17 protein-coding genes are annotated in these 20,532 nt (G+C 71.2%); 13 read left to right on the top strand and 4 right to left on the bottom strand.

The features are described 5' to 3' along the window. Positions 1–1,144 (top strand): hypothetical protein (locus G569_RS65010; RefSeq protein ID WP_211233219.1); only part of this gene is annotated, 1,144 nt, incomplete at its 5' end. Positions 1,145–1,392: 248 nt separating this feature from the next. Here the strand turns inward: G569_RS65010 and G569_RS63440 are convergent. Both G569_RS63440 and G569_RS55700 read right to left on the bottom strand, forming a co-directional pair. Continuing rightward, on the bottom strand, positions 1,393–3,342 hold the full coding sequence (locus G569_RS63440; protein ID WP_053227719.1) for a SpoIIE family protein phosphatase: 1,950 nt from the start codon (positions 3,340–3,342) through the stop codon (positions 1,393–1,395). 31 nt (positions 3,343–3,373) lie between these two features. Next, positions 3,374–3,871 (bottom strand): GNAT family N-acetyltransferase, encoded by a 498-nt coding sequence (locus tag G569_RS55700; protein WP_211233218.1) that lies wholly within the window; start codon positions 3,869–3,871, stop codon positions 3,374–3,376. Between the two features lie 93 nt (positions 3,872–3,964). Here G569_RS55700 and G569_RS55695 point away from each other — a divergent pair, with 93 nt between their 5' ends. The 8 genes from G569_RS55695 to G569_RS0140180 all read left to right on the top strand — a co-directional run bounded on the left by G569_RS55695 (position 3,965) and on the right by G569_RS0140180 (position 11,653). Then, positions 3,965–5,107, top strand: a complete 1,143-nt coding sequence (locus G569_RS55695) for a sugar ABC transporter substrate-binding protein (RefSeq protein ID WP_084286240.1) — start codon at positions 3,965–3,967, stop codon at positions 5,105–5,107. A gap of 7 nt (positions 5,108–5,114) precedes the next feature. Further along, positions 5,115–6,221 carry an ABC transporter permease gene (locus G569_RS0140210; protein WP_053227717.1) on the top strand — a complete coding sequence of 369 codons (1,107 nt, stop codon included), beginning with the start codon at positions 5,115–5,117 and terminating at the stop codon, positions 6,219–6,221. After that, a complete protein-coding gene (locus G569_RS0140205; RefSeq protein ID WP_028067595.1) occupies positions 6,214–6,981 on the top strand; it encodes an ATP-binding cassette domain-containing protein in 768 nt (255 codons plus the stop codon). Before G569_RS0140210 ends, G569_RS0140205 begins: the two co-directional genes overlap by 8 nt. A gap of 75 nt (positions 6,982–7,056) precedes the next feature. Then, a complete protein-coding gene (locus tag G569_RS0140200; RefSeq protein WP_028067594.1) occupies positions 7,057–8,040 on the top strand; it encodes a LacI family DNA-binding transcriptional regulator in 984 nt (327 codons plus the stop codon). Positions 8,041–8,103: 63 nt separating this feature from the next. Beyond that, a complete protein-coding gene (locus G569_RS0140195; protein WP_028067593.1) occupies positions 8,104–9,312 on the top strand; it encodes an aldose epimerase family protein in 1,209 nt (402 codons plus the stop codon). Continuing rightward, on the top strand, positions 9,299–10,207 hold the full coding sequence (locus tag G569_RS0140190) for an MBL fold metallo-hydrolase (protein ID WP_028067592.1): 909 nt from the start codon (positions 9,299–9,301) through the stop codon (positions 10,205–10,207). Before G569_RS0140195 ends, G569_RS0140190 begins: the two co-directional genes overlap by 14 nt. Then, positions 10,194–11,297 (top strand): amidohydrolase family protein, encoded by a 1,104-nt coding sequence (locus tag G569_RS0140185; protein ID WP_245602711.1) that lies wholly within the window; start codon positions 10,194–10,196, stop codon positions 11,295–11,297. The genes G569_RS0140190 and G569_RS0140185 overlap by 14 nt, the downstream gene beginning before the upstream one ends. Beyond that, the gene (locus G569_RS0140180) at positions 11,294–11,653 is read left to right on the top strand and encodes a Rieske (2Fe-2S) protein (protein ID WP_028067590.1); all 360 of its coding nucleotides are present in this window, start codon (positions 11,294–11,296) and stop codon (positions 11,651–11,653) included. Before G569_RS0140185 ends, G569_RS0140180 begins: the two co-directional genes overlap by 4 nt. A gap of 233 nt (positions 11,654–11,886) precedes the next feature. On the opposite strand, the gene G569_RS0140175 is transcribed toward G569_RS0140180, so the two are convergent. Next, positions 11,887–12,633 carry an SDR family NAD(P)-dependent oxidoreductase gene (locus G569_RS0140175; RefSeq protein WP_053227716.1) on the bottom strand — a complete coding sequence of 249 codons (747 nt, stop codon included), beginning with the start codon at positions 12,631–12,633 and terminating at the stop codon, positions 11,887–11,889. Positions 12,634–12,715: 82 nt separating this feature from the next. On the opposite strand from G569_RS0140175, the gene G569_RS65790 reads away from it, so the two are divergent. Continuing rightward, the gene (locus G569_RS65790) at positions 12,716–14,902 is read left to right on the top strand and encodes a helix-turn-helix transcriptional regulator (protein WP_157592637.1); all 2,187 of its coding nucleotides are present in this window, start codon (positions 12,716–12,718) and stop codon (positions 14,900–14,902) included. On the opposite strand, the gene G569_RS55685 is transcribed toward G569_RS65790, so the two are convergent. Beyond that, complete coding sequence (locus G569_RS55685) at positions 14,818–16,662, bottom strand: putative bifunctional diguanylate cyclase/phosphodiesterase (RefSeq protein WP_084286239.1); 1,845 nt, start codon at positions 16,660–16,662, stop codon at positions 14,818–14,820. The two genes, G569_RS65790 and G569_RS55685, sit on opposite strands and share 85 nt — an antisense overlap. A 97-nt stretch (positions 16,663–16,759) precedes the next feature. Between G569_RS55685 and G569_RS66215 the strand changes: the two genes are divergently transcribed. From G569_RS66215 to G569_RS55675, 3 genes are all read left to right on the top strand, one after another. Next, on the top strand, positions 16,760–17,956 hold the full coding sequence (locus G569_RS66215) for a methyl-accepting chemotaxis protein (RefSeq protein WP_169542356.1): 1,197 nt from the start codon (positions 16,760–16,762) through the stop codon (positions 17,954–17,956). A gap of 69 nt (positions 17,957–18,025) precedes the next feature. After that, entirely contained in the window at positions 18,026–19,240 is a 1,215-nt protein-coding gene (locus tag G569_RS0140155; protein WP_028067586.1) for an ROK family transcriptional regulator, read from the top strand. Between the two features lie 75 nt (positions 19,241–19,315). Then, positions 19,316–20,532: C1 family peptidase (locus G569_RS55675; protein WP_053227714.1), on the top strand; the 1,217-nt coding region annotated here is incomplete at its 3' end.

Here is a 20,532-nt window from a genome sequence, read left to right as displayed (position 1 = left end):
GGCCGGCGAGGCTGCGCGGAGCGGCGCGCCCGGGTTGGCCGGCGAGGCCGCGCGGAGCGGCGCCCCGGCGCCGGCCGGCACCGCCGCACGCGGTGGCGCGGCCGTGCTCGCCCGCGATCCCGCACCCGCCGCGCCCGCACCCGCCGCGCCCGCACCCGCCCCGGCCGCCGCCAACGCCAATGCTCCCGGCGCCGCGGGCGGCGTCCCCGCCCCGCCCGTCGCGGGCGCGCCCGAGCTCAGCCAGGCGCCGTTCGCCAACCTGCTCGGCACCGTCGAGGGCTGGTCACCGCGCGAGGAGTGGCTGCAGGCGCACCTCGCGACCCCCGGCGTCGACACCAAGCGGCTCAACCTCGCCGACGAGATCGTCATGCGCAAGGAGACGGGCGTCGACGAGGCGGGGGTCGTCGGGATCGCGCAGGAGCTCTACATCGTCGGCACGCCCGTCGCCGATCGCGACGCGGTCTTCACCTATCTCGGCTTCGGCGGTCTCGCGCTGCCGTCGAACGTCGAGGCGTTCGCCAACGCGTCCGCGAGCGCCGGGGCCGCGATCGCCACGATGAGCTCGTTCGAGGAGCGCGCCGGCGCCGTCCAGGCCGCGATCAACCAGCGGCTCACGGCGGCCGGGATTCCCACCGTCGGACCGATCCGCAAGGAGGGAGGCGGCAACGCGCACTTCGACAAGAAGTCATGGTCGATCAGCGTCGACCCGGACTTCGCGATGCGCGGCGGCCCGGAGGCACCCGCCCAACTGCTGAGCACCGTCTACCACGAGGCGCGTCACGCGGAGCAGGACTTCCTCGTCGCCCGCCTCATGGCGCGCGACAAGAGTGCGGGCGAGATCGCCGTCGAGCACGACATCCCGCCCCTCGTCGCCGCCGCCGCGAAGGCCTCGCCGCTCCCCGAGAACGACCCGCAGGCCGCTCTCGCCGAAAAGATCCGCGGGCCGGTCCCCGACGAAGGCCCGGACCCCGACCTCGCCCGCATCAAGCCGACCCTGGTCGCCAAGCAGGCGAACAAGGAAGAGTTCACGGACGAGGAGAAGGCGATCATCGCCAAGGCCTACGCCCGCTACAAGAACCGCCCCCACGAGGCCGACGCCTTCCTCGTCGAGGCGCTGGCCAAGCAGGCCCAGATCCTGCAATGACTCACGATCGCGACGTGATCGCGCACGGACGCCGTGGGCCGCACCGATACGTGATCGAGTCTGAGCGAGCGGCGGGACATGCGCGTGGGGGTGTGTTGATTGACTCCCGCATAGCGGGAGCGAGGTAACACACCCCCGGCGGTGTGCCAATTCGACCGTTCGCTTGTGCACGCGTTTGCGCGTGTTGATCGCGTATCCGACCACGAACGACCAACCCGGGCCGGACCGGTCGGTGGCCGTGACCGGAGTCAGAGAACGCGGGCGATGACGATCGCGACGTCGTCGCGCAGCGGGGCGGCTGCGTGCGCGAGCGCGTCATCGACGAGCGCGTTCGCCAATGTCGTCGGCGGCTCGCCGCGCAGCCGCGTCAGCGTCGCCTTCACGCCTGCCACGTCGAAGAGCACGCCGTTGCGGCGGGCTTCGGTGAGGCCGTCGGTGTAGAGCATGAGGGTGTCGCCGGCACCGAGCCGGTACTCGGCGACCTCGAACTCCGAGACCGCGACGTCGGTGACGCCGAGCAGTTGGCCGCGTGCGGCGGTCTCCTCGAAGCTGCCGTCGGCGCGCTGGATCAGCGCGGGTGGGTGACCGCCGCTCGCGACGCAGATCTCCACCGCATCGCCCACGATCTGCAGGTGCAGGAAGACCGCGGTGGTGAAGCGCGTTGTGCTCGAGCGGAGCAACGCACGATTGAGGGCGTGGAGGACGGTCGCCGGGGCAGGGTCGAACATCGCCGCCGTTCGCACCGTGTGGCGGGTGAGGGCGGTCTGGGACGCGGCCTCGGGCCCGCTTCCGCAGACGTCGCCGAGCACGATGCCCCACGCGCCCTCGCTGAGGGCGAAGACGTCGTAGAAGTCGCCTCCGACCAGTTCGGTGCCGGCGTGGTAGTGGGCGCCGAGCTCGAGCCGGGGGATCTCCGGCAGGTCGGGCGGGAGGAGGCTCTGCTGCAGCGCGACCGCCACCTGGTCGCGCTGGCGCAGCGCGACCTCGCGCGCCGCGGTCTCGCGCCGAGCCGCCTGCAGCAGCCGCGCGTTGCCGATGGCGACCGCGGCGGAGGAAGCGATGCTGAGCGCCGCGGCTTCGTCCTCGGCGTCGAACTCGCCCGGCTCCGGATGGCCGAAGCAGAGCCCGCCCGCCGCCTCGCCGTTCGCGAGCGTGATCGGCACCGCGAGGTAGCTGCGGATGGGTTCGCCGAAGTCCACGTCGTCCGCGAGGGTCGGCGAATACGCGCCGTAGGCGGCGCCGATCAGCTCGATGGCGGCGTCGGTCGCGGTCGCCAGGATCTCGTCGAGGTCGAGCTGGGCGACGATCGCGCGGCTGACCTGCTCGAGCGCGGTGCTGCGGCGGCGCTGGCGCGCGGCCTCCACGCGCGCGAGCCGTTCGGACGCCTCGAGCTGCTGCTCCGCGCGCCGCCGTTCGGTCAGGTCACGCGTGACCTTGGCGAAACCGACGAGGACGCCGCGGCTGTCGTGGAGCGCGGTGATGACGACGTTGGCCCAGAACTGCGTGCCGTCCTTGCGCACGCGCCAGCCTTCCTCCTCGAAGCGGCCCTCGCGCGACGCGACCTCGAGCTCGTACGCCGGGTGCTTGCGGGCGCGCGCCTCGTCGGTGTAGAAGAGCTCGAAGTGCTGCCCGATCGCCTCGTCGGCGGAGTAGCCCTTGATGTTCTCGGCGCCGCGGTTCCACGTCCGGATCCGCCCCGAGACGTCGAGCATGAAGATCGCGTAATCGCGCACGCTCGCGACCAGCAGCCGGAACTGCTCGAGCTCGGCGTTGGCGATCCGGAGCTCGGCCGCGGACGACCGCAGCTGCTCGCTCGCGAGCTGGCGGCTCGTGAGGTCGCGCGTGACCTTCCCGTAGCCGACGAGCTTGCCCTGCTCGTCGTGCAACGCGGTGATCACGACGTCCGCCCAGAAGCGGGACCCGTCCTTGCGGAGCCGCCAGCCCTCGGCCTCGTGACGCCCGTTGGCGCGGGCCGACTCGAGCATCCGCTCCGGCAGCCCGTCCTCGACGAACTCGGCCGGATAGAAGACCGAGAAGTGCTGGCCGATGATCTCGTCCGCCGTGTAGCCCTTCACGCGCCGAGCGCCGTCGTTCCACGTGAGCACGTGGCCGTCGGTGTCGAGCAGGAAGATCGCGTATTCCGGCTGCGACTCCACCAGGAGCCGAAGATGGTCGGCGACGGACTCGCGGGCGCTCATGGTTCCCTGACCCTATCCCGAGCGACGGATCTCAATGCGTCGTCCGATGCTCCCACACGACCTCGTCGCCGGAGCGGCGGATCGTCCGCTCGAACCCGGCGGCGACCGCGACCCGGGCCGAGGCGGCGTTGGACTCGTCGATCTCGGCCGTGACGACCGTGACGGCCAGGCGGTCGCGCAGCCAGCGCACGAGCGCCCGGACGGCGTCCGAAGCCGCGCCCGCGCCCCGTTCGGCGGGGAGGAGCGCGTAGGCGACGCTCGCGGAGGCCCCGCGGACGGTCGCCTGCACCCAGCCCACCGCGCGACCGTCGCCGCGCTCGCGGACGATCCAGTTCAGCCACTGCTCGTCGCCGTCCGGGGAACGGCGGGTCTCCCAGCCGGCGAAGCGGTCGCGCAGCTCGTCCAGGTCCTGCGCGCGCAGCCACTCGCGCAGCTGCGCTTCGTCGAGCAGACCGGCGAGTTCGTCGGCGTCGCTCGCGCGCAGCGCGACGAGGACGGTGCGCTCGGCGTCGATGTTCTCCAGTTCCACATCCATCACCCTACGCCGCGCCCGCGCCCGCTTGACGGACCACGAATGTGAGCGCTAACGTCGCAGCCGTCGACACGCTGGAGGAGGAGCACAATGTCTGAGCTCGACCCCGTCCACGATGCCCTCGAGCGCCTCGAATGGGCCGAGGGCAAGCAGGAGCAGACGCCCGTCACGAAATGGCGGGCGGTGACACGGCGCACCGCGCTCACGGGAGGTGCTGCCGGCCTTGCGGCGGCGATGCTCGGCGCGTGCGGGTCGAGCGGCAACAGCTCCAAGGCGACGGCGACCGCCGCGGCCGCGGAGGACTCCGGCCAGAACGTGTTCGGGAGCGAGGGCGGCTTGAAGTTCACCCTCGTCAACCACGTGACGACCAACCCGTTCTTCGTGCCCACCAAGTACGGCGCCGAGGACGCGTGCAAGCTGCTCGGCTGCTCCTACCAGTGGACGGGCTCCGAGAACGCGAATGTCAACGAGATGGCCAACGCCATGAACACGGCGATCACCGGCGGGTCGAACGGGATCGGCGTGTGCCTGGTCGACAAGAAGGCGTTCAACGCGCCAACCGACGCGGCGCTGAAGGCGAAGATCCCGGTCGTCGCCTACAACGCGGACGAGCCGAACAACCGGCTCTGCTACATCGGCCAGGACCTCTTCCTGTCCGGTCAGGAGATGGGCAAGAAGATCATCGACCTCGTCCCGTCGGGTGACGTCGCGCTGTTCATCGCCACGCCCGGCGCGTCGAACATCCAGCCACGCATCGACGGCGCCCAGGACGTGATCAAGAAGTCGGGCAAGGGCATCACCACCCACGTCATCGCGACCGGCGCCGCCGTGCCGGCCGAGCTGAGCGTGATCGACGCCTACGCGCAGGGCCACCCGGAGACCAAGGGCTACTTCGCGGTCGACGCCGGCTCCACGCAGAGCATCGCGCAGACGATGCAGAAGCACGACCTCCGCTCCAAGGGCGTCAAGGCGGGTGGCTACGACCTCACGCCGATCACGCAGAAGCTGCTGGCCGCCGATCAGCTCGACTTCACGATCGACCAGCAGCCGTACCTGCAGGGTTTCATCCCGATCCTGCAGCTGTTCATGTATCAGGCGTCGCAGACCCTGAGCGGGATCGCCGACACCAACACCGGATTGAAGTTCCTCGACAAGACGACGGTTGCGCCGTACAACGACACCAAGAGCCGCTATGAGGGAACCTCGGACAAGGCCGGCGTGGCCAAGGCCTGAGTGAGCGATGACCGCGCCCGCCCCTGCGGCTGCACCTCCTGACCCGAGACCCGCGCGTACCCCGCGGCCCAGGGCGGGCGAGCTCCTCAAGCGCTTCCTGACGCTGCGCGAAGGCAGCATCGCCGTCGTCACGCTGCTGGCGATCCTGTACTTCTCGCTGAAGGTCGACCGCTTCTTCACGACGGCGAACTTCGTCACGCTGCTGCCGTACTTCGCGCCGTTCGCGATCCTCGCGGTCGGCGAGGTCCTGCTGATGGTGCAGGGCGAGATCGACCTCTCGATCGGGTCGGTCTACCTGTTCTGCCCGTTCATCTTCTACGAGTTCAACCAGGCCGGTCTGCCGCTCGTGGCCTGCCTGATCGCGGCGCTTGTCGTGTGCGCCTTCGTCGGCCTGCTCAACGGCGTGATCACCGAGGTCTTCGGCGTCTCCTCGTTCATCACGACGCTCGGCATGCTGCTCGCGCTGGCGGGCCTGACGCTGATCATCTCGCACGCCGCGCCGGTCGAGATGCCGGGCGCCGAGGTGACCTCGAAGGTGGTCAACGTCCACCACACCGTCAACGGCCAGGACATCGTCCTGCAGGAGCGGGTGAACGAGGTCGGGACGTTCGCGAGGATCTTCGGCGCCGGCAAGTACTCCGAGCTGATCTGGGCGCTGATCATCGTCGCGGGCGTCCAGGTCCTGCTCACGCTGACCCGCTGGGGCATGTACACGATCGCCGTCGGCGGGAACAAGCACGGCGCCGCCGAGGCGGGTGTGAAGGTGCGGATCGTCGTGATCCGCAACTTCATCGTCTGCAGCATCTTCGCCGGGTTCGTCGGGATCCTGGAGGCGACCCGGTCAGGCTCTGTGACGCCCGACACCGCGGGCGCCGCCGAGACGATGTTCCGGGCGGTCTCCGCGGCCGTGATCGGCGGGACGCTGCTCGCGGGCGGGCAGGGGACGGCGTTCGGCGCGCTGCTCGGCGCGCTCTTCCTCGGCGTCCTGCGCGACGGCCTGGTGCTCGAGGGCGTCAACGCGGACTACCTCGACTTCATCCTCGGCGTGGCGATCCTCGTCGCGATGATCATCAACGTCTACGTCGGCCGCGTGCGGAGGGGGAGCGGTGTCTGAGGACGTCCTGCGGGTCGAGAACGTGGCCAAGCGCTTCGGCCCGGTCACCGCGTTGCGCGACATCAACCTGCGCCTGGGCAAGGGCGAGGTGCTCGGGCTGCTGGGCGACAACGGTGCCGGCAAGTCGACGCTGATCAAGATCCTCTCCGGCTTCCAGAAGCCCGACGAAGGGAGGGTGGTCGTCAAAGGGGACGAGGTCGAGCTGCGCTCGGTCGACCACGCCCGCTCGCTCGGCATCGACTGCGTCTACCAGGACCTCGCGCTGGTCAACGAGCTCGACGTCGCGCAGAACATGTTCCTGCGCCGCGAGCTCGTCAAGCGCCCGATCCCGTTCCTCGCGCGCGCCCAGATGCGGCGCGAGACGCGCGCGGCGCTGGACGAGATCGGCGTCAACGTGCCGCGGCTCAACGTCCCCGTCGCGCGGCTGAGCGGCGGGCAGCGCCAGGCGATCGCCGTCGCACGCACCGTGCACTCCGACGCCGACATCATCCTGCTGGACGAGCCGCTCGCCGCGATGGGCGCGAAGGAGGGGGCGATGATCCTCGACCTCGTCGCCCGCCTGCGAGCTGAAGGCCGTGTCTCGATCATCATGATCGCCCACAACTACGTGCACGTGCTGGAGTCGTGCGACCGCGTGAACCTGATCCAGGACGGCGAGATCACGTTCGACAAACCCACCGCCGAGACGTCGGTCGCTGAGCTCAACGAGATCGTCGTCGACGAGTACCGCCGCGCCCGCGCCGCTGCCCAGCGCACGTAGGGAGCGGCTAGGCTCGGCGGTCACTTGAGCGCTCCACCCGACAGGCGGCGAACGGACCGGCGCCGTCCTGCGGTGATGACCGACGTCGCGCGCCTGGCCGGCGTGTCGCACCAGACCGTGTCGCGCGTGATCAACGGCAGCCAGGCGGTGCGCCCGGCCACGCGCGAGCGGGTGCTGCAGGCGATGGCGCAGCTCGACTACCGGCCCAACCCGGTGGCCCGCGCGCTCGTCACCGGGCGCTCCAAGACGCTCGGCGTCGTCAGCTTCGACACGACGCTCTATGGCCCGGCGTCAACCTTGTTTGGCATCGAGCAGGCCGCGCACGAGGCGGGCTACTTCATCACGATCGTGAGCCTCAAGACGCTCGATCTGCCGTCCGTGCTGGACGCGGTCGAACGCCTGCGCGCGCAGGGGGTGGACGGGATCCTCGTGATCGCCCCGTACGAGGGTGCCGCGCACGCGCTGATGCAGGCGCCGGCGGGCTTTCCGATCGTGGCCGTCGAGGCCGGGCCGGCGGGCGTCATCCCGGTCGCGGCGATCGACCAGTTCACCGGCGCGTCGATCGCCACCCGCCATCTGCTCGAGCTCGGCCACCGCACGGTGGCGCACATCGCCGGCCCGAACCACTATCTCGAGGCCCAGCAGCGGGTCGCCGGGTGGCGGGCGACGCTGGTCGCCGCGGGCGCCGAGATCCGGCCGGCGCCGGAGGGCGACTGGAGCCCGCGCGCCGGCTACGAGTTCGGCCGCTCGCTCGATCCCGACGTGACCGCGGTCTTCGTCGCCAACGACCAGATGGCGCTCGGCGTGTTGCGGGCGCTGCACGAGGCCGGCCGCTCGGTCCCGGGAGACGTCAGCGTCGTCGGCTTCGACGACGTGCCCGAGGCCGAGTTCTTCCTGCCGCCGCTGACGACGATCCGGCAGGACTTCGGCGAGATGGGCCGCCGCAGCCTGCGCCTGTTGCTGGAGACGATGGAGCCCACCGGGGACGCGACTCCCCACCTCGAGGTCACGCCCGAGTTGGTCGTACGGTCCAGCACAGCGCCGCCGCGATTCGCTTGACAAATCGAAATGTTAGCGCTGACATTCCAGCGGTCCAGGGTGCTCCTGCGGTGAGGAGGACACATGAGAGCGCTCCGCTGTCTGCTGCTGTCCGGCGTCGTCGCGCTGGGGGTGATGCCTGCATCTGCCGTTGCGCGCAAGCACGACGGCCTGACCATGCAGAAAACGCCGTTCGGATCCGTCGGCGGCCAGAACGTCGACCGCTACACGCTCTCCAACGGGCGGATGTCGGTCTCGATCATCACCTACGGCGGGATCGTCCAGCGCGTTGACGTTCCCGACCGGCGCGGCCAGATGGCCAACATCACGCTCGGCTTCAAGGACCTGGCGGGCTACACCAGCCCGGCCTACATCAAGAGCAACCCGTACTTCGGCGCGATCATCGGCCGCTACGGCAACCGGATCGCCAAGGGTCGCTTCACGCTCGGCTCGACGACCTACTCGCTGGACATCAACAACGACCCGAACAGCCTGCACGGCGGGTTCGAGGGCTTCAACGTGAAGGTCTGGAAGGCGACGGGGGTCAGTACGGGCAGCGCCATCGGCCTGAGACTGACCTACAACAGCCCGGCCGGCGAGGGCTGCACGCCGAGCAGGCCGAGCACCCCGCCGTGCACGACGGGCTACCCCGGCAACCTCGCGGTCGCCGTGACCTACTGGCTCGACCGCCAGAACAACCTGCGGATCGACTACGAGGCCACCACGGACGCGCCGACCGTGATCAACCTGACCAACCACGCCTACTGGAACATGGCGGGCGAGGGCTCGGGGACGATCTACGACCAGGAGCTGCAGCTCAACGCCGACCGCTACACGCCGGTCGACGCGACGCTGATCCCCACCGGCACGTTGGACCCGGTGGCGGGCACGCCGATGGACTTCCGCTCGTTCCACACGATCGGCGAGCGCATCCGCGGTGACTTCCAGCAGCTCGTCTTCGGGCGCGGCTACGACCACAACTGGGTGCTCAACCAGCGCTCGCCGGGGAAGATGGTCCAGGCGGCGACGCTGCGCGATCCCGAGAGCGGGCGCCAGCTGACGTTCTCCACGACCGAGCCGGGCATCCAGTTCTACTCGGGGAACTTCCTCGACGGCACGCTCTATGGCACGAGCGGCCGGCAGTACCGCCAGGGCGACGGGTTGGCGCTGGAGACCCAGCACTTCCCCGATTCGCCGAACCACGCGAACTTCCCGTCCACGGTCTTGAACCCGGGCCAGAAGTACACCTCGACCACGGTCCTGAACTTCTCGGCGGGCCGTGGCCATCACTAGCGCCCCGTACACGCTGACCGAGGTCGCGACCGGCATCCATCGTGTCGAGTCCGACCTCGGTCCGCGGTTCATGGCGCAGTACGTGTTGACCGGCACCGCCCGCACGGTGCTGGTCGACACGGGTCTGGCATCGACGCCGGACCCGGTGCTCGTGCCCGCCCTCTCGCAACTCGGCCGCGCGCCGGACCTGGTGATCACCAGCCACGCCGACGTCGACCATTGCGGCGGCAACTCGGCGGTCCGGGCGCGCTTCGCGGGCGCCCGCTTCGCCTGCCATGCCGCCGACCGCGCGTGGATCGAGAACCCGGCGGCGATGCTCGCGGGCAACTATCTGTGGTACGGGCATTACGGCTTCGGGCCTGGCGCCCAAGACCGTGCGTTCCTGGAGGCCGAGCTCGGCGGCGACACCCCGGTCGACGACGAACTGTCGGACGGCGACGTCCTCGACCTTGGCGACGGGTGGACGCTTGAGGTCCTGCACCTCCCGGGCCACACGCCCGGCCATCTCGGCCTCTGGGACCCGCGGTCGCGCAGCCTCGTGCTGATCGACGCCATCCTCGACCGCGGCATCCGCGACCGCGCCGGGCGGCTGCTGATCCCGCCGCGGATCTACGACACGGTGGCTTACGAGGCGACGATCTCGCGCGTCGAGGCGTTGTCGGCGGAGCGGCTGCTGACCGCGCACTTCCCGGTGGACGTCGAGGTCGGCGCGTTCCTGGAACGTTCGCGCGCGTGGAACGAGCACGTCGCGGAGGCCGTGCGCGAGGGGGACGGTGACCTCCGCTCGCTGACCGACCAGGTGAACGCGCGGCTCGGTCCGTACCCAGAGTTCGGTCACGAGCTGGCCGCCGCGGTGCGTGATCATGCGCGGCGGCAGGACATTGACATCGCTTGACGACCTGTTGATCGTGGACGCCGACGTCCACGTGCACGAGAGCCCCGGCGCCCTCGCGCCGTATTGCGACCCGCCGTGGGACGTCGCGCTGCGGACGGTGGCCGGCGTGCCGGAGCGCTATCTCGACATCCCGGGGTTCTCGCCCGGCGGCGACGGCACGCTGACCGCCCGCTTCCCGAGCTCGCACGAGGCGACCCGGATGGTCCACACGCCGGCGCAGATGGCGGCCGAGCTGGGGGAGTTGCACATCGACCTCGCGGTCCTGTTCCCCGATCATCTGCTGAAGATCGCCGTGCTGCCGCAGGCGGCCTACGCCGCCGCGCTCGCGCGCGCGTACAACGAATGGCTGGTCGAGGAGTGGACGTCGCGGCATGCGTCGCTGCTGGCCGCGATCGTCGCCTGCCCGCAGGACCCGGCCGACGCCGCGCGGGAGATCGCGCGCTACGCGGATTCGGAGTCGGTCGTCGCGGTCTATCTGCCGTGCGCCGGGCTCGACCCGCTGTGGGGTGACCGCCGCTACGACCCGATCTTCGACGCCGCCCAGAACGCTGGGTTCCCCGTGATGCTGCACGCGGTCACGGTCACCTCGCCGGTGTTCCCGTTCAACAACCACGGCTTCGACACCGAGTTCGCGCGCCACTCGACGAGCCACACGTTCTCGATCATGGCCAACATCATCAGCATGGTCTCGACCGGCGTCGTCGTACGGTTCCCCGAGCTGCGGATCGCGGTCACCGAGGCCGGGATCTCCTGGATGCCGTTCGTCTGCAACCGGCTCGACAAGGAATACCTCGAGCGCCGCCGCGAAGTGCCGTTCCTCACGGAGCGCCCCAGCCACTACGTCAAGCGCATCTACGTGGCGACCCAGCCGGTCGAGGAGCCCGAGAACCTCCGCGACCTCGTCACCTTGATGGAGCTCTACGACGGCGAGGACACCACGATCTTCGCCTCCGATTGGCCGCACCACGACTTCGACCACCCACGCAAGGTCAACCAGATCCCGTTCACCGACACGGTGCGCCGCAAGGTCTTCGGCGAGAACGCGCTGTCGCTGCTGCGCATCGGCGCGGATGGACGCCGCGTTCGATGACCGAGACCGTCGTCGGCCGGCTCGCCGAGTTCCCGCCCGGAACGCACAAGGTGGTGACCGTGGGCCGTCGCCGCATCGGCGTCTTCAACATCGGCGGTCGGTTCTACGGACTCCCCAACGTCTGCCCGCACCAGACGGGCCCGTTGTGCGAGGCGCGCCGGCTCGTCGGCACGCTGATCGCCGACGCGGAATCCGGGTGGGCGCCGAGGTGGGCGTACGAGGGCGAGGTGATCGCCTGCCCGTGGCACGGCCTCGAGTTCCATGTCCCGACGGGGCGCTGCCTCGCCGATCCGCGCCTCTCCTTGCGGGTGTTCGACGTGACGGTCGTGGGTGACGAGGTCGTCGTGCGCGCTTGATGGAGCGGGCGTGGTTTGTACGTCGGGCTGGTCGTGCGCTGATTGACGGCAAGCACTGAGGGAGGGGGCCGCTGCGGCGCCCCGGCCCCGTACGGAGACCATGCGAGATCGGTTGTGGTGGCTAACACCCCCTCGGAGCGAAGATGGACGTTCCGCACAGCGAATCACGGAAGCCAGGCGTGGACAGGGGTGTCCAACACCACGACCCGCCTCAGTGCACGCCTTTCTGCCCTCTAGTTGCGCATCCACCCACCGTCAACCAGCAATGTCTGCCCCGTCACGAAGGCGCTGTCGTCACCCGCGAAGAACGCGATCGCGCGCGCGACGTCCTCCACCTCGCCGCGGCGTTTCAAGGACTGGGCCGCCAACACATCGCGCCAGAGCTTGTCCTGGTCGGCGTGGATCGCGGTCGCGGCGGTGGGGAAGGCGCCGGGCGCGACGGCGTTGACCCGGATGCCTTCTGGGCCGGCCTCGCGGGCGAGTGAGCGGGTGAAGCCGACGACGGCGCCCTTTGAGGCGACGTAGGAGAGCAGCTCGACCTCGCCCCAGAAGAAGGTCACCGATGCCACATTGACGATCGAGCCGCCGCCGCGGGCGAGCATCTGCCCACGCAGGGCCTGGGCGAGGAGGAAGTACGCGCGGACGTTGGTGGCGAAGACCGCGTCCCACTCGGCGGCGGTGGCCTGATGCCACGGACCGATCGGGTAGATCGCGGCGTTGTTGACGAGGATGTCGGCGCCGCCGACCGACGAGGCGGCGGCCGCGACCGCGTCCGTGGAACCCTCGACCGAGAGGTCGGCCTCGACCGCGACGGCATCTCCGCCCGCGGCGACGATCTCATCGGCGACCGAGCGCAGCAGTTCACCCTGGAGTCCCGCGACGACGACCCGAGCGCCGCGCGCGGCGAGCAACGCGGCGGTCGCGCGCCCGATCCCGGTCGCCGCTCCGGTGACGACCGCCGTCTTGCCTTCGACGGACACCCGGCGATCGTCGCAGATCGCGTCACCCGATACGCATGAGGACGTCCCGCGCGCGGTCTGGGAGGATCCGTGACAGTCGACCGTGACCGGCATCCAACAGCACGTGTCAGTGATGTCACGGCGCGGGATCGTCGCGCGCCCACGGGTCGCCGCCGCTCTCGACCGCGGCTGGAGCACCTCGCTCACGTTGTTGGCGGCGCCCGCGGGGTACGGCAAGTCCGTCGCGGTCGAGAGTTGGGCGAACGCGGCCGGACACCAGGTCGCGTGGGCGCGGCTGCACGACAGCGACAACGACTTCGTCCGGCTGTGGTCGTCGATCGCGTCCGCCGTCGAGCGCCTGCGCCCCGGCGTCGGCCGGGACGCGCTGCTACGGCTGCAGGGGCCGACGGCCCACGCGCGGCCGGCGATCGACGCGCTGGCCACGGCGCTCGCCGCCGACGGGCGCCCGCTGGTGATCGCGCTCGACGACCTGCAGGCGATCACCGACGAGCACAGCCTGCGCTCGCTCGACGTCTCCACCGACATGCTCCCGCCCAACACGTGCCTGATCGCGATCACGCGCACGCTGCCGCGCCTGCGGGTGGCGCGGCTGCGGGCGCAAGGACGGCTGACCGAGATCCGCTCGCCGCTGCTCGCCTTCACGGCCGACGAGGTCAAAGCGCTGTTCATCGCCGTCGACGGCCTCAAGCTCGAGGACGCGGCCGTCGAGGCGCTGACGGCCCGCACCGAAGGGTGGCCCGCGGCGCTCTATCTCGCAGCGCTGTGGCTGCGCGAGCAGGCGGCGCCCGAGACGGCGATCCACGCGCTGAAGGGCTCCAGGCGTTACATGCACGAGTTCCTGACCCGCGAGGTGCTGGCCGACGTCGATCCCGCCACGCGCCACTTCCTGCTCGAGACCTCGGTCCTGGGGGAGCTGTCGGGCGCGTTGTGCGACGCGACCCTCGCCACGACGGGCAGCCACGACCGGCTCGAAGCGCTGCAGGAGTCGAACCTGCTCGTCGTCCCGCTGACCGACCAGTTCGGCTGGTACCGCTACCACAGCGTCCTGCGCGACACGCTGCTCGCCGAGTTCGAGGCCCGCGATGCCACGCGGGCGCGCGATCTGCGCGAGCGGGCGCTCGCGTGGTCGCTCGAGCAGGATCGCGTCGAGGCGGCGGCGGAGTACGCGGCGGCCGCGGCCGATTGGGAAGCGCTCGCGCAGCTGATCGAGGCGCACCAGTTCCGGCTGTTGCGCACGGGCCGCGCCGCGACGCTCGCCCGCTGGACGACGGCGCTCCCGCGCGCCGCGCTGATCGAGCACCCGGACGCGCTGGTCGCGGCGGTCGTCGCGGCGCACGCCGTCGGCCAGCCCGCGCCGCAGATCCGCCGCCTGCTCGCGCTGGCGCGCTCCGCCGACGCGGACGCCGCGGGCGCGGCGGCGTTCCAGCTCGTGCACGCCGGCCACACCGAGGACATCGGCGAGGCCGTCAACCTGGCCGCCGCGGCTGCCGCGCTCGCCGAGGACGATCGCAACCTGCGGGTCGCGGCGCTGGCGGTCCTCGGCATCACCCGCCTGCTCGCGGGCGACGACGAGGGCGCGGAGGACGCGGCGGAGCGGGCTCTCGCGGATCCCGATGCCCCCGAACGGCCCTTGGGCCTCGCCATCGCGGCATCCACCATGGCGATCCTCGCCGCCTGGCATCAGCGGCCATGGTCGGCGCGCGAATACGTCGATCAGGCGCTCGAGATCAGCCGGGCGGTCAGCCTGACGGCCCGGCCCGCCGACCCACGGGCGCTGCTCGCCGACGCGATCGTCGCGAATGCCGAGGGTCGCCTCGGCGTCGCTCAGCGCTCCGCGGAAGCCGCGGCGCGGAACACCCAGCAGGGTGAGCTGTGGCGCGCGTGGGCGCTGCTTGAGCTGGCCGCGATCCAGCTGCGCCGCGAGTCCGTCGAGGCCGCGACGGTCTCGCTCGATCGCGCCGCCGAGCTGCTCGCGGTCGCGATCGATCCCGGGCGCCTGACCGCGCGTGTCGACGAGCTGCGGAGCGCGCTGACCGAGCAGCGCGAGACGAGCGACACGCCGATGATGGCGCCCTCACCCGCCGAGTTGAGCGTCCTGCGGCTGCTCCCCGGATCGACCGTGCGCGAGATCGGCGAGGCGCTCTTCCTCTCGCCGAACACGGTCAAGTCGCACCTGCGTGCGCTCTACCGCAAGTTGGGCGTCAGCTCTCGCGACGACGCGGTGGCGCGCGCCGTCGCGCTCGGGCTGATCGACGACCCCGCGAGCTGAGCGCCGAACGCCGCGGCGCTCACGGGACGGCCGAACTCCCAGCCCTGGCCGAACCCGCAGCCGAGCCGCTGCACCCGCTCGCGGTGCTCGTCGGTCTCGATCCCCTCCGCCAGGACCCGTGCGCCCGTCACGCGCCCGATCGTCGCCACCGCCTCGAGGATCGCGTCCCCGATGGGCGTCCGGTCGGCGGCGATGAAGCTGCGATCGAGCTTGATCACGTCGAAGTTCACGCTGCGCAATTGCGAGAGCGACGAGTGGCCGGTGCCGAAGTCGTCGAGCGCGAGGCCGATGCCCGCGGCCGCCAGCGCGCGGAGGTTCTCGGCCGTCTGCGGGCTGCGCGAGAGCACGCTGGTCTCGGTCACCTCGAGCTGGAGCTTGCCGGCCGGCAGCCCGGAAGCGGCGAGCGTGCGCTCGATCCGCGGCACCAGGTCGATCGCTTCGAGCTGGCGCGGCGAGAGGTTGACCGACACCCGGAACTCGGGGTCGGCAGCGGCCCAGGCGCGGGCGTCGCGGCAGGCGATGGCCAGGACCCGCTCGCCGAGCAGGTGGATCAGCCCCGTCTCCTCGGCCACGGGGATGAAGACGTCGGGCGCGATCGGCCCGAGCTCGGGATGCGTCCAGCGCGCCAGCGCCTCGGCTCCGACGATCGTGCCGTCGGCAAGCGACACGATCGGCTGGTAGGCGACGCGCAGCGCATCGCGTTCGAGCGCCTTGCGCAAGTCGTGCTCGAGCCGCAGCCGCTCGGACACCGCGGAGCGCATCGAGTCGTCGAAGACGGCCGCGGCCGCCCGACCCTCGTGCTTGGCGCAGTACACCGCGGTGTCCGCGTGGCAGAGGACGACCTGGGCGTCCTCGCCGGGGCGGGCGGCCGCCACGCCCACGCTGGCGGTCACGGCGAGCTCGTAGCCACCGACGAGGAACGGCGCTTCGAAGGCCTCCAGCAGCCGTCGCGCCGCAGCCTTGAACTCCGCCGTCCGGAACAACGCCAGGAACTCGTCGCCGCCGAAGCGGGCGAACACGGTGGACGGCTCGGCGTTCGCGCGCAGGCGCTCGGCGACCTCAACGAGCAGCGCGTCGCCGACCGCATGCCCGAGGCTGTCATTGACGCGCTTGAAGTGGTCGAGGTCGACGAACGCGACCGCCACCGGCCCGTCGCCGGGGTCGGCCAGCGCCGCGTCGAGGCATTCGTCGAAGCGCACGCGGTTGGCGAGCCCCGTCAGCGCGTCGTGCGCCGCGTCATGGCGCAACGCCGTCTCGCTGCGCCGCAGCAGCGCGGTCAGCCGCCGCACGAGCGTTCCCGCGGCGAGCAACGTGACCATCGGCAGCAGCCACTGCGACACCAGGGCCGCCGGCTCGCGCCCGCCGATCAACGCCAGCGACACCGCGTACGCCGTGCACACCCACAGCGCCTGCAGCGCGATCTGGCGCGGGGAGAAAAAGCAGACGGCGTACAGCGTCGCCCACAGGTAGTAGAACGCGTAGACGCTGCTCGGATCCCCGGTCGCGACCAGCGCGACGCTGATCACGAGCGTGTCGAGCGCGATCGAGACCTGGAACATCCAGAACGGCTTCGCGTGGCGCTCGAGCAGGAGGAACCCACCGAGCCCGTAGGCGGCGATCGTCGCGCACGCGATGACCTGCTCGTCGACCCCGTCGGGATGCGGGAGCACCAGCCAGAGCACCGACAGCGTCGCGCCGATCAGATTCAGCGCCGCCAGCGCGGCGGCGAACATCGCGGAGTCGTCCCATTGGCGAGGCATCTCCCCGGTAGATCGGCACCGGCTGGGGACCGGCGCGGCGATTTCACCCGGGTGAAGACGCGCGACGGACCCTCATCCGGTGCCGATGCTGGTTGACGTGTCAATCTCCCTCCGTATCCGTCGCCCGGCCCCGGTCGAGGCGGCGCCCGACCCCAGCGTCGAAGCGCTCCGGCTGCGGTTGCGCAGCCTCCACGACCACTGCCTGACGAACCTCGTCGCCGGCCTCGAGGCCATGTCCCGCGGCGATCTGACCGTCCGCGTGTTCCCGCGCACCACGCCGATCGAGACCCGCTCGGACGACCCCGAGACGCAGGAGCTGATCGAGCTCTTCAATGCCATGCTCACGCAAGCCCAGTCCGCGCTCGAGACGTACAACGCCGTCGGCGAGAAGCTGCGCGGCGCGCTCGGCGACCACAGCTGCCTCGACGACCTGCAGGTCCGGTTGAACAGCCTCAGCGACCACTGCCTCACCGGCCTCGGCGACGGGCTGTCGGCGATGGCCGAGGGCGATCTGACCAAGCGGGTCCAGCCCGCCACCACACCACTGACGAGCAAGCCCGGCACCGAGCTGGGCGGACTGGGGGAGACGTTCAACATGATGCTGGGGAAGGCTCAGGGCGGCCTGGAGTCCTACAACGCGACGCTCGGCTCGATCGCCGAGATGATCGACTCGATCCGCGACACCGCGGGGCGTGTCGCCGGCGCCTCCGAGCAGATGTCGAGCACGACCACCGAGACCGGTGCGGCGATGGAGAACATCGCGCGACTGTCGGCGAACGTCGCCGAGGGCGCCGGCCGCCAGATCGAGAGCATCGAGTCCGCGCGCGACATCAATCGCGAGGCCGAGGCGCTGGCGCAGCGTGCGAGCCGCCTGGCCGAGACGGGTCTCGCGCTCACGAGCCAGATCTCGGCGATCGCCGACCAGACCAACCTGCTGGCGCTCAACGCCGCGATCGAGGCCGCGCGTGCGGGCGAGCAGGGCCGCGGCTTCGCGGTCGTCGCCGACGAGGTGCGCAAGCTCGCGGAGTCCTCCAACGCGACCGTGCGCGAGACCGAGACGGCGTTCCACTCGCTGTCGGAGGGCATCACGAGCGTTTCCACGTGCATCGAGCGCATGTCGATCGCGACCGGAGCGGTCGAAGAGATCGCCCGCCAGGCGGGGGACGCGACGGCCGACGTGTCCGCGGCGACCCAGCAGTCGTCCGCGGCCACCCAGCAGATCGCCGCGGCCGGCGACGAGCTCGCGCAGACCGCCGCGGCGCTCCAGCAGCTCGTGAGCGCGTTCCGGGTCTGAGGCGCCGCGCAGCGCGACGACCGTCCGACGCTCACCCCCGCACAGCGGGCGACTGCTAAGAGTTGCGGGGTGCACGATCCTTCAGCCGTCGCCTCGGGTGGTGGTTCGCTCGAGTCGCTGCGTCGTGCGAATCAGCTCGCCGTCGTCGACGCGCTGCGCCGCGAGGGCAGCGCCAGCCGCGCCGACCTGATGCGCGTCACCGGCCTCTCGCGGACCACCATCACGTCACTGCTCACCACGCTGCTCGAGCGTGGCATGGTCGTGGAGAGCGAGGTCGAGGCCCAGCGCCAGGGGCGCGGTCGCCCGCCGGCGCTGCTTCGCCTGGCACCGAAGGCGGGAGCGGTGCTCGGCGTCGACTTCGGCCACCGGCACCTGCGGGTGGCGGTCGCCGATCTCTCCTCGACGGTCCTGGCCGAGCGCCGCGTCGACGTCGACGTGGACACCGCGGCCGAGCTCGCGCTCGACCTGGCGGCGAGCATGGTCTCCGAGGTGCTCGAGGAGGCGGGGCTGGGGATCGAACGCGTCGTCGGCGCCGGGATGGGGCTGCCCGGGCCGATCGACCGCCGCACCGGGCGGGTCGGGTCCTCCGTGATCCTCCCGGCCTGGTCGGGGCTCAACGCGGCCGAGCAGCTCTCGAGTCGCCTCGGCGTGCCGGTCGACGTCGACAACGACGCGAACCTCGGCGCGCTCGCCGAGTTCTCGTTCGGCGCCGCGCGCGGGCTCGACGACGTCATCTACGTCAAGGTCTCGTCTGGCATCGGCGCCGGCATCATCCTCGGCGGGCGGCTGCACCGTGGCGTCACCGGCAACGCGGGGGAGATCGGGCACGTCGAGGTGCGCCAGGACGGGGTCGTCTGCCGGTGCGGCAACCGCGGCTGCCTGGAGACGGTGGCGTCCGGCACCGCACTCCTCGGCGTGCTGCGACCCGTCCACGGCGACGGTCTGACATTGGCGCGGATGCTCGAGCTGGCCGCGGCCGGCGACCCCGGGACGCTGCGCGTGATCCACGACGCGGGCCGTTCGATCGGCCACGCGCTCGGCGATCTCTGCAACTCGCTCAACCCCGCGGCGATCGTCGTCGGCGGCGACCTGAGCGCGGCCGGGACGCCGCTGCTGGACGGCATCCGCGAGGCCGTCGACCGCCACGCGCAGCCCGGCGCGGCGGAAGCGGTGCGGGTGATGCGCAGCGTGCTGGGCGACCGCGCCGAGGTGCTCGGCGCGCTGACGCTGGTCATCGGCGACACCGACCGGCTGCGCTCGGTCGGGCTCGTCGCGCTCGACTAAGGTGTAGGTATCTAAAGCGATCCGTCAAGGCTCCTCAGTATCGATGCGTACATCGATATCTGCTGGGAGCCGTACATGAGCGATCCGATCGTCGCCGCGGTCAAGGCCGCGAACCCGGACTGGGAGTGGGGCGAGACCTCGCTGCTGCAGTTGTCCGCCGAGGAGCGGGACCTCCGTCTCGGCTACGTCCCGGGCCCCGGCGAGCCGACGTTGGAGGAGCAGGAGGAGATCGCGCGCGAGGCGGCCGCCGCGGCGGCGCCTGCAGCTGAGATCGGCGCGCCGCCCGCACAGGACTGGCGCAACGTGGGCGGTCGCTCGTACGTCGGCCCGATCCGCGACCAGGGCGGCTGCGGCTCGTGCGTCGCGTTCGGCACCGCTGCCACGATCGAGGCGCGCGCCCGCGTCGCGAGCGGCAATCCCGGGCTCGGGATCGACCTCTCCGAGGCGCATCTCTTCTACTGCATCGCGGCGTCACAGGGCCGCAACTGCGCCAACGGCTGGTGGCCGGATCAGTCCTTCGAGGGCGCGCGCACCCAGGGCGTGTGCGACGAGGCGTGCTTCCCCTACACGGCCCATGACCAGCCCTGCAACCGCTGCGGGGACTGGGGCAACCGGGTCACCAAGGTCACGGCGTGGCACAAGATCACCAACGTCAATGACATGAAGGCGTGGCTGGCATCCTCCGGGCCGCTCGCCGCTTGCTTCAACGTCTACGACGACTTCTACGCGTACCGCAGCGGCGTCTATCGCCACGTCAGCGGCGCGCTCCGCGGCGGCCACTGTGTGTGCATCGTCGGCTACAGCGACACCGATCGCTGCTGGATCGCCAAGAACAGCTGGGGTGCCGGCTGGGGCGAGAGCGGGTTCTTCCGGATCGCCTACGGGGATTGCGGCATCGACTCGGCGATGTGGGCCGCCGACAACGTGGCGCTCCCCGGAGGCTGGTCCGGTTGGGCCTCCGAAGGCGGTGTCCTGACGTCCAACACGACCGTTGCGCGCAACGCCGACGGCCGCCTGGAGGCGTTCGCGCGCGGCACCGACAACGCGCTCTGGCACAAGTGGCAGGTCACGCCGAACGGCGGCTGGTCCGGATGGGCGTCCGAGGGCGGCGTCCTGACGTCTAACATCCCCGTCGCGCGCAACGCCGACGGCCGCCTGGAGGCGTTCGTGCGCGGCACCGACGGCGCGCTCTGGCACAAGTGGCAGGTCTCGCCCGGTGGCGGCTGGTCGGGGTGGGCGTCCGAGGGCGGCGTGCTCACGTCCGACATCGCGGTCGCCCAGAACGCGGACGG

This window comes from Solirubrobacter soli DSM 22325, assembly GCF_000423665.1.
Taxonomy (GTDB): domain Bacteria; phylum Actinomycetota; class Thermoleophilia; order Solirubrobacterales; family Solirubrobacteraceae; genus Solirubrobacter; species Solirubrobacter soli.
Note: the sequence above shows the minus strand (reverse complement) of the source record. Positions and strands in the feature narration are given on the sequence as shown.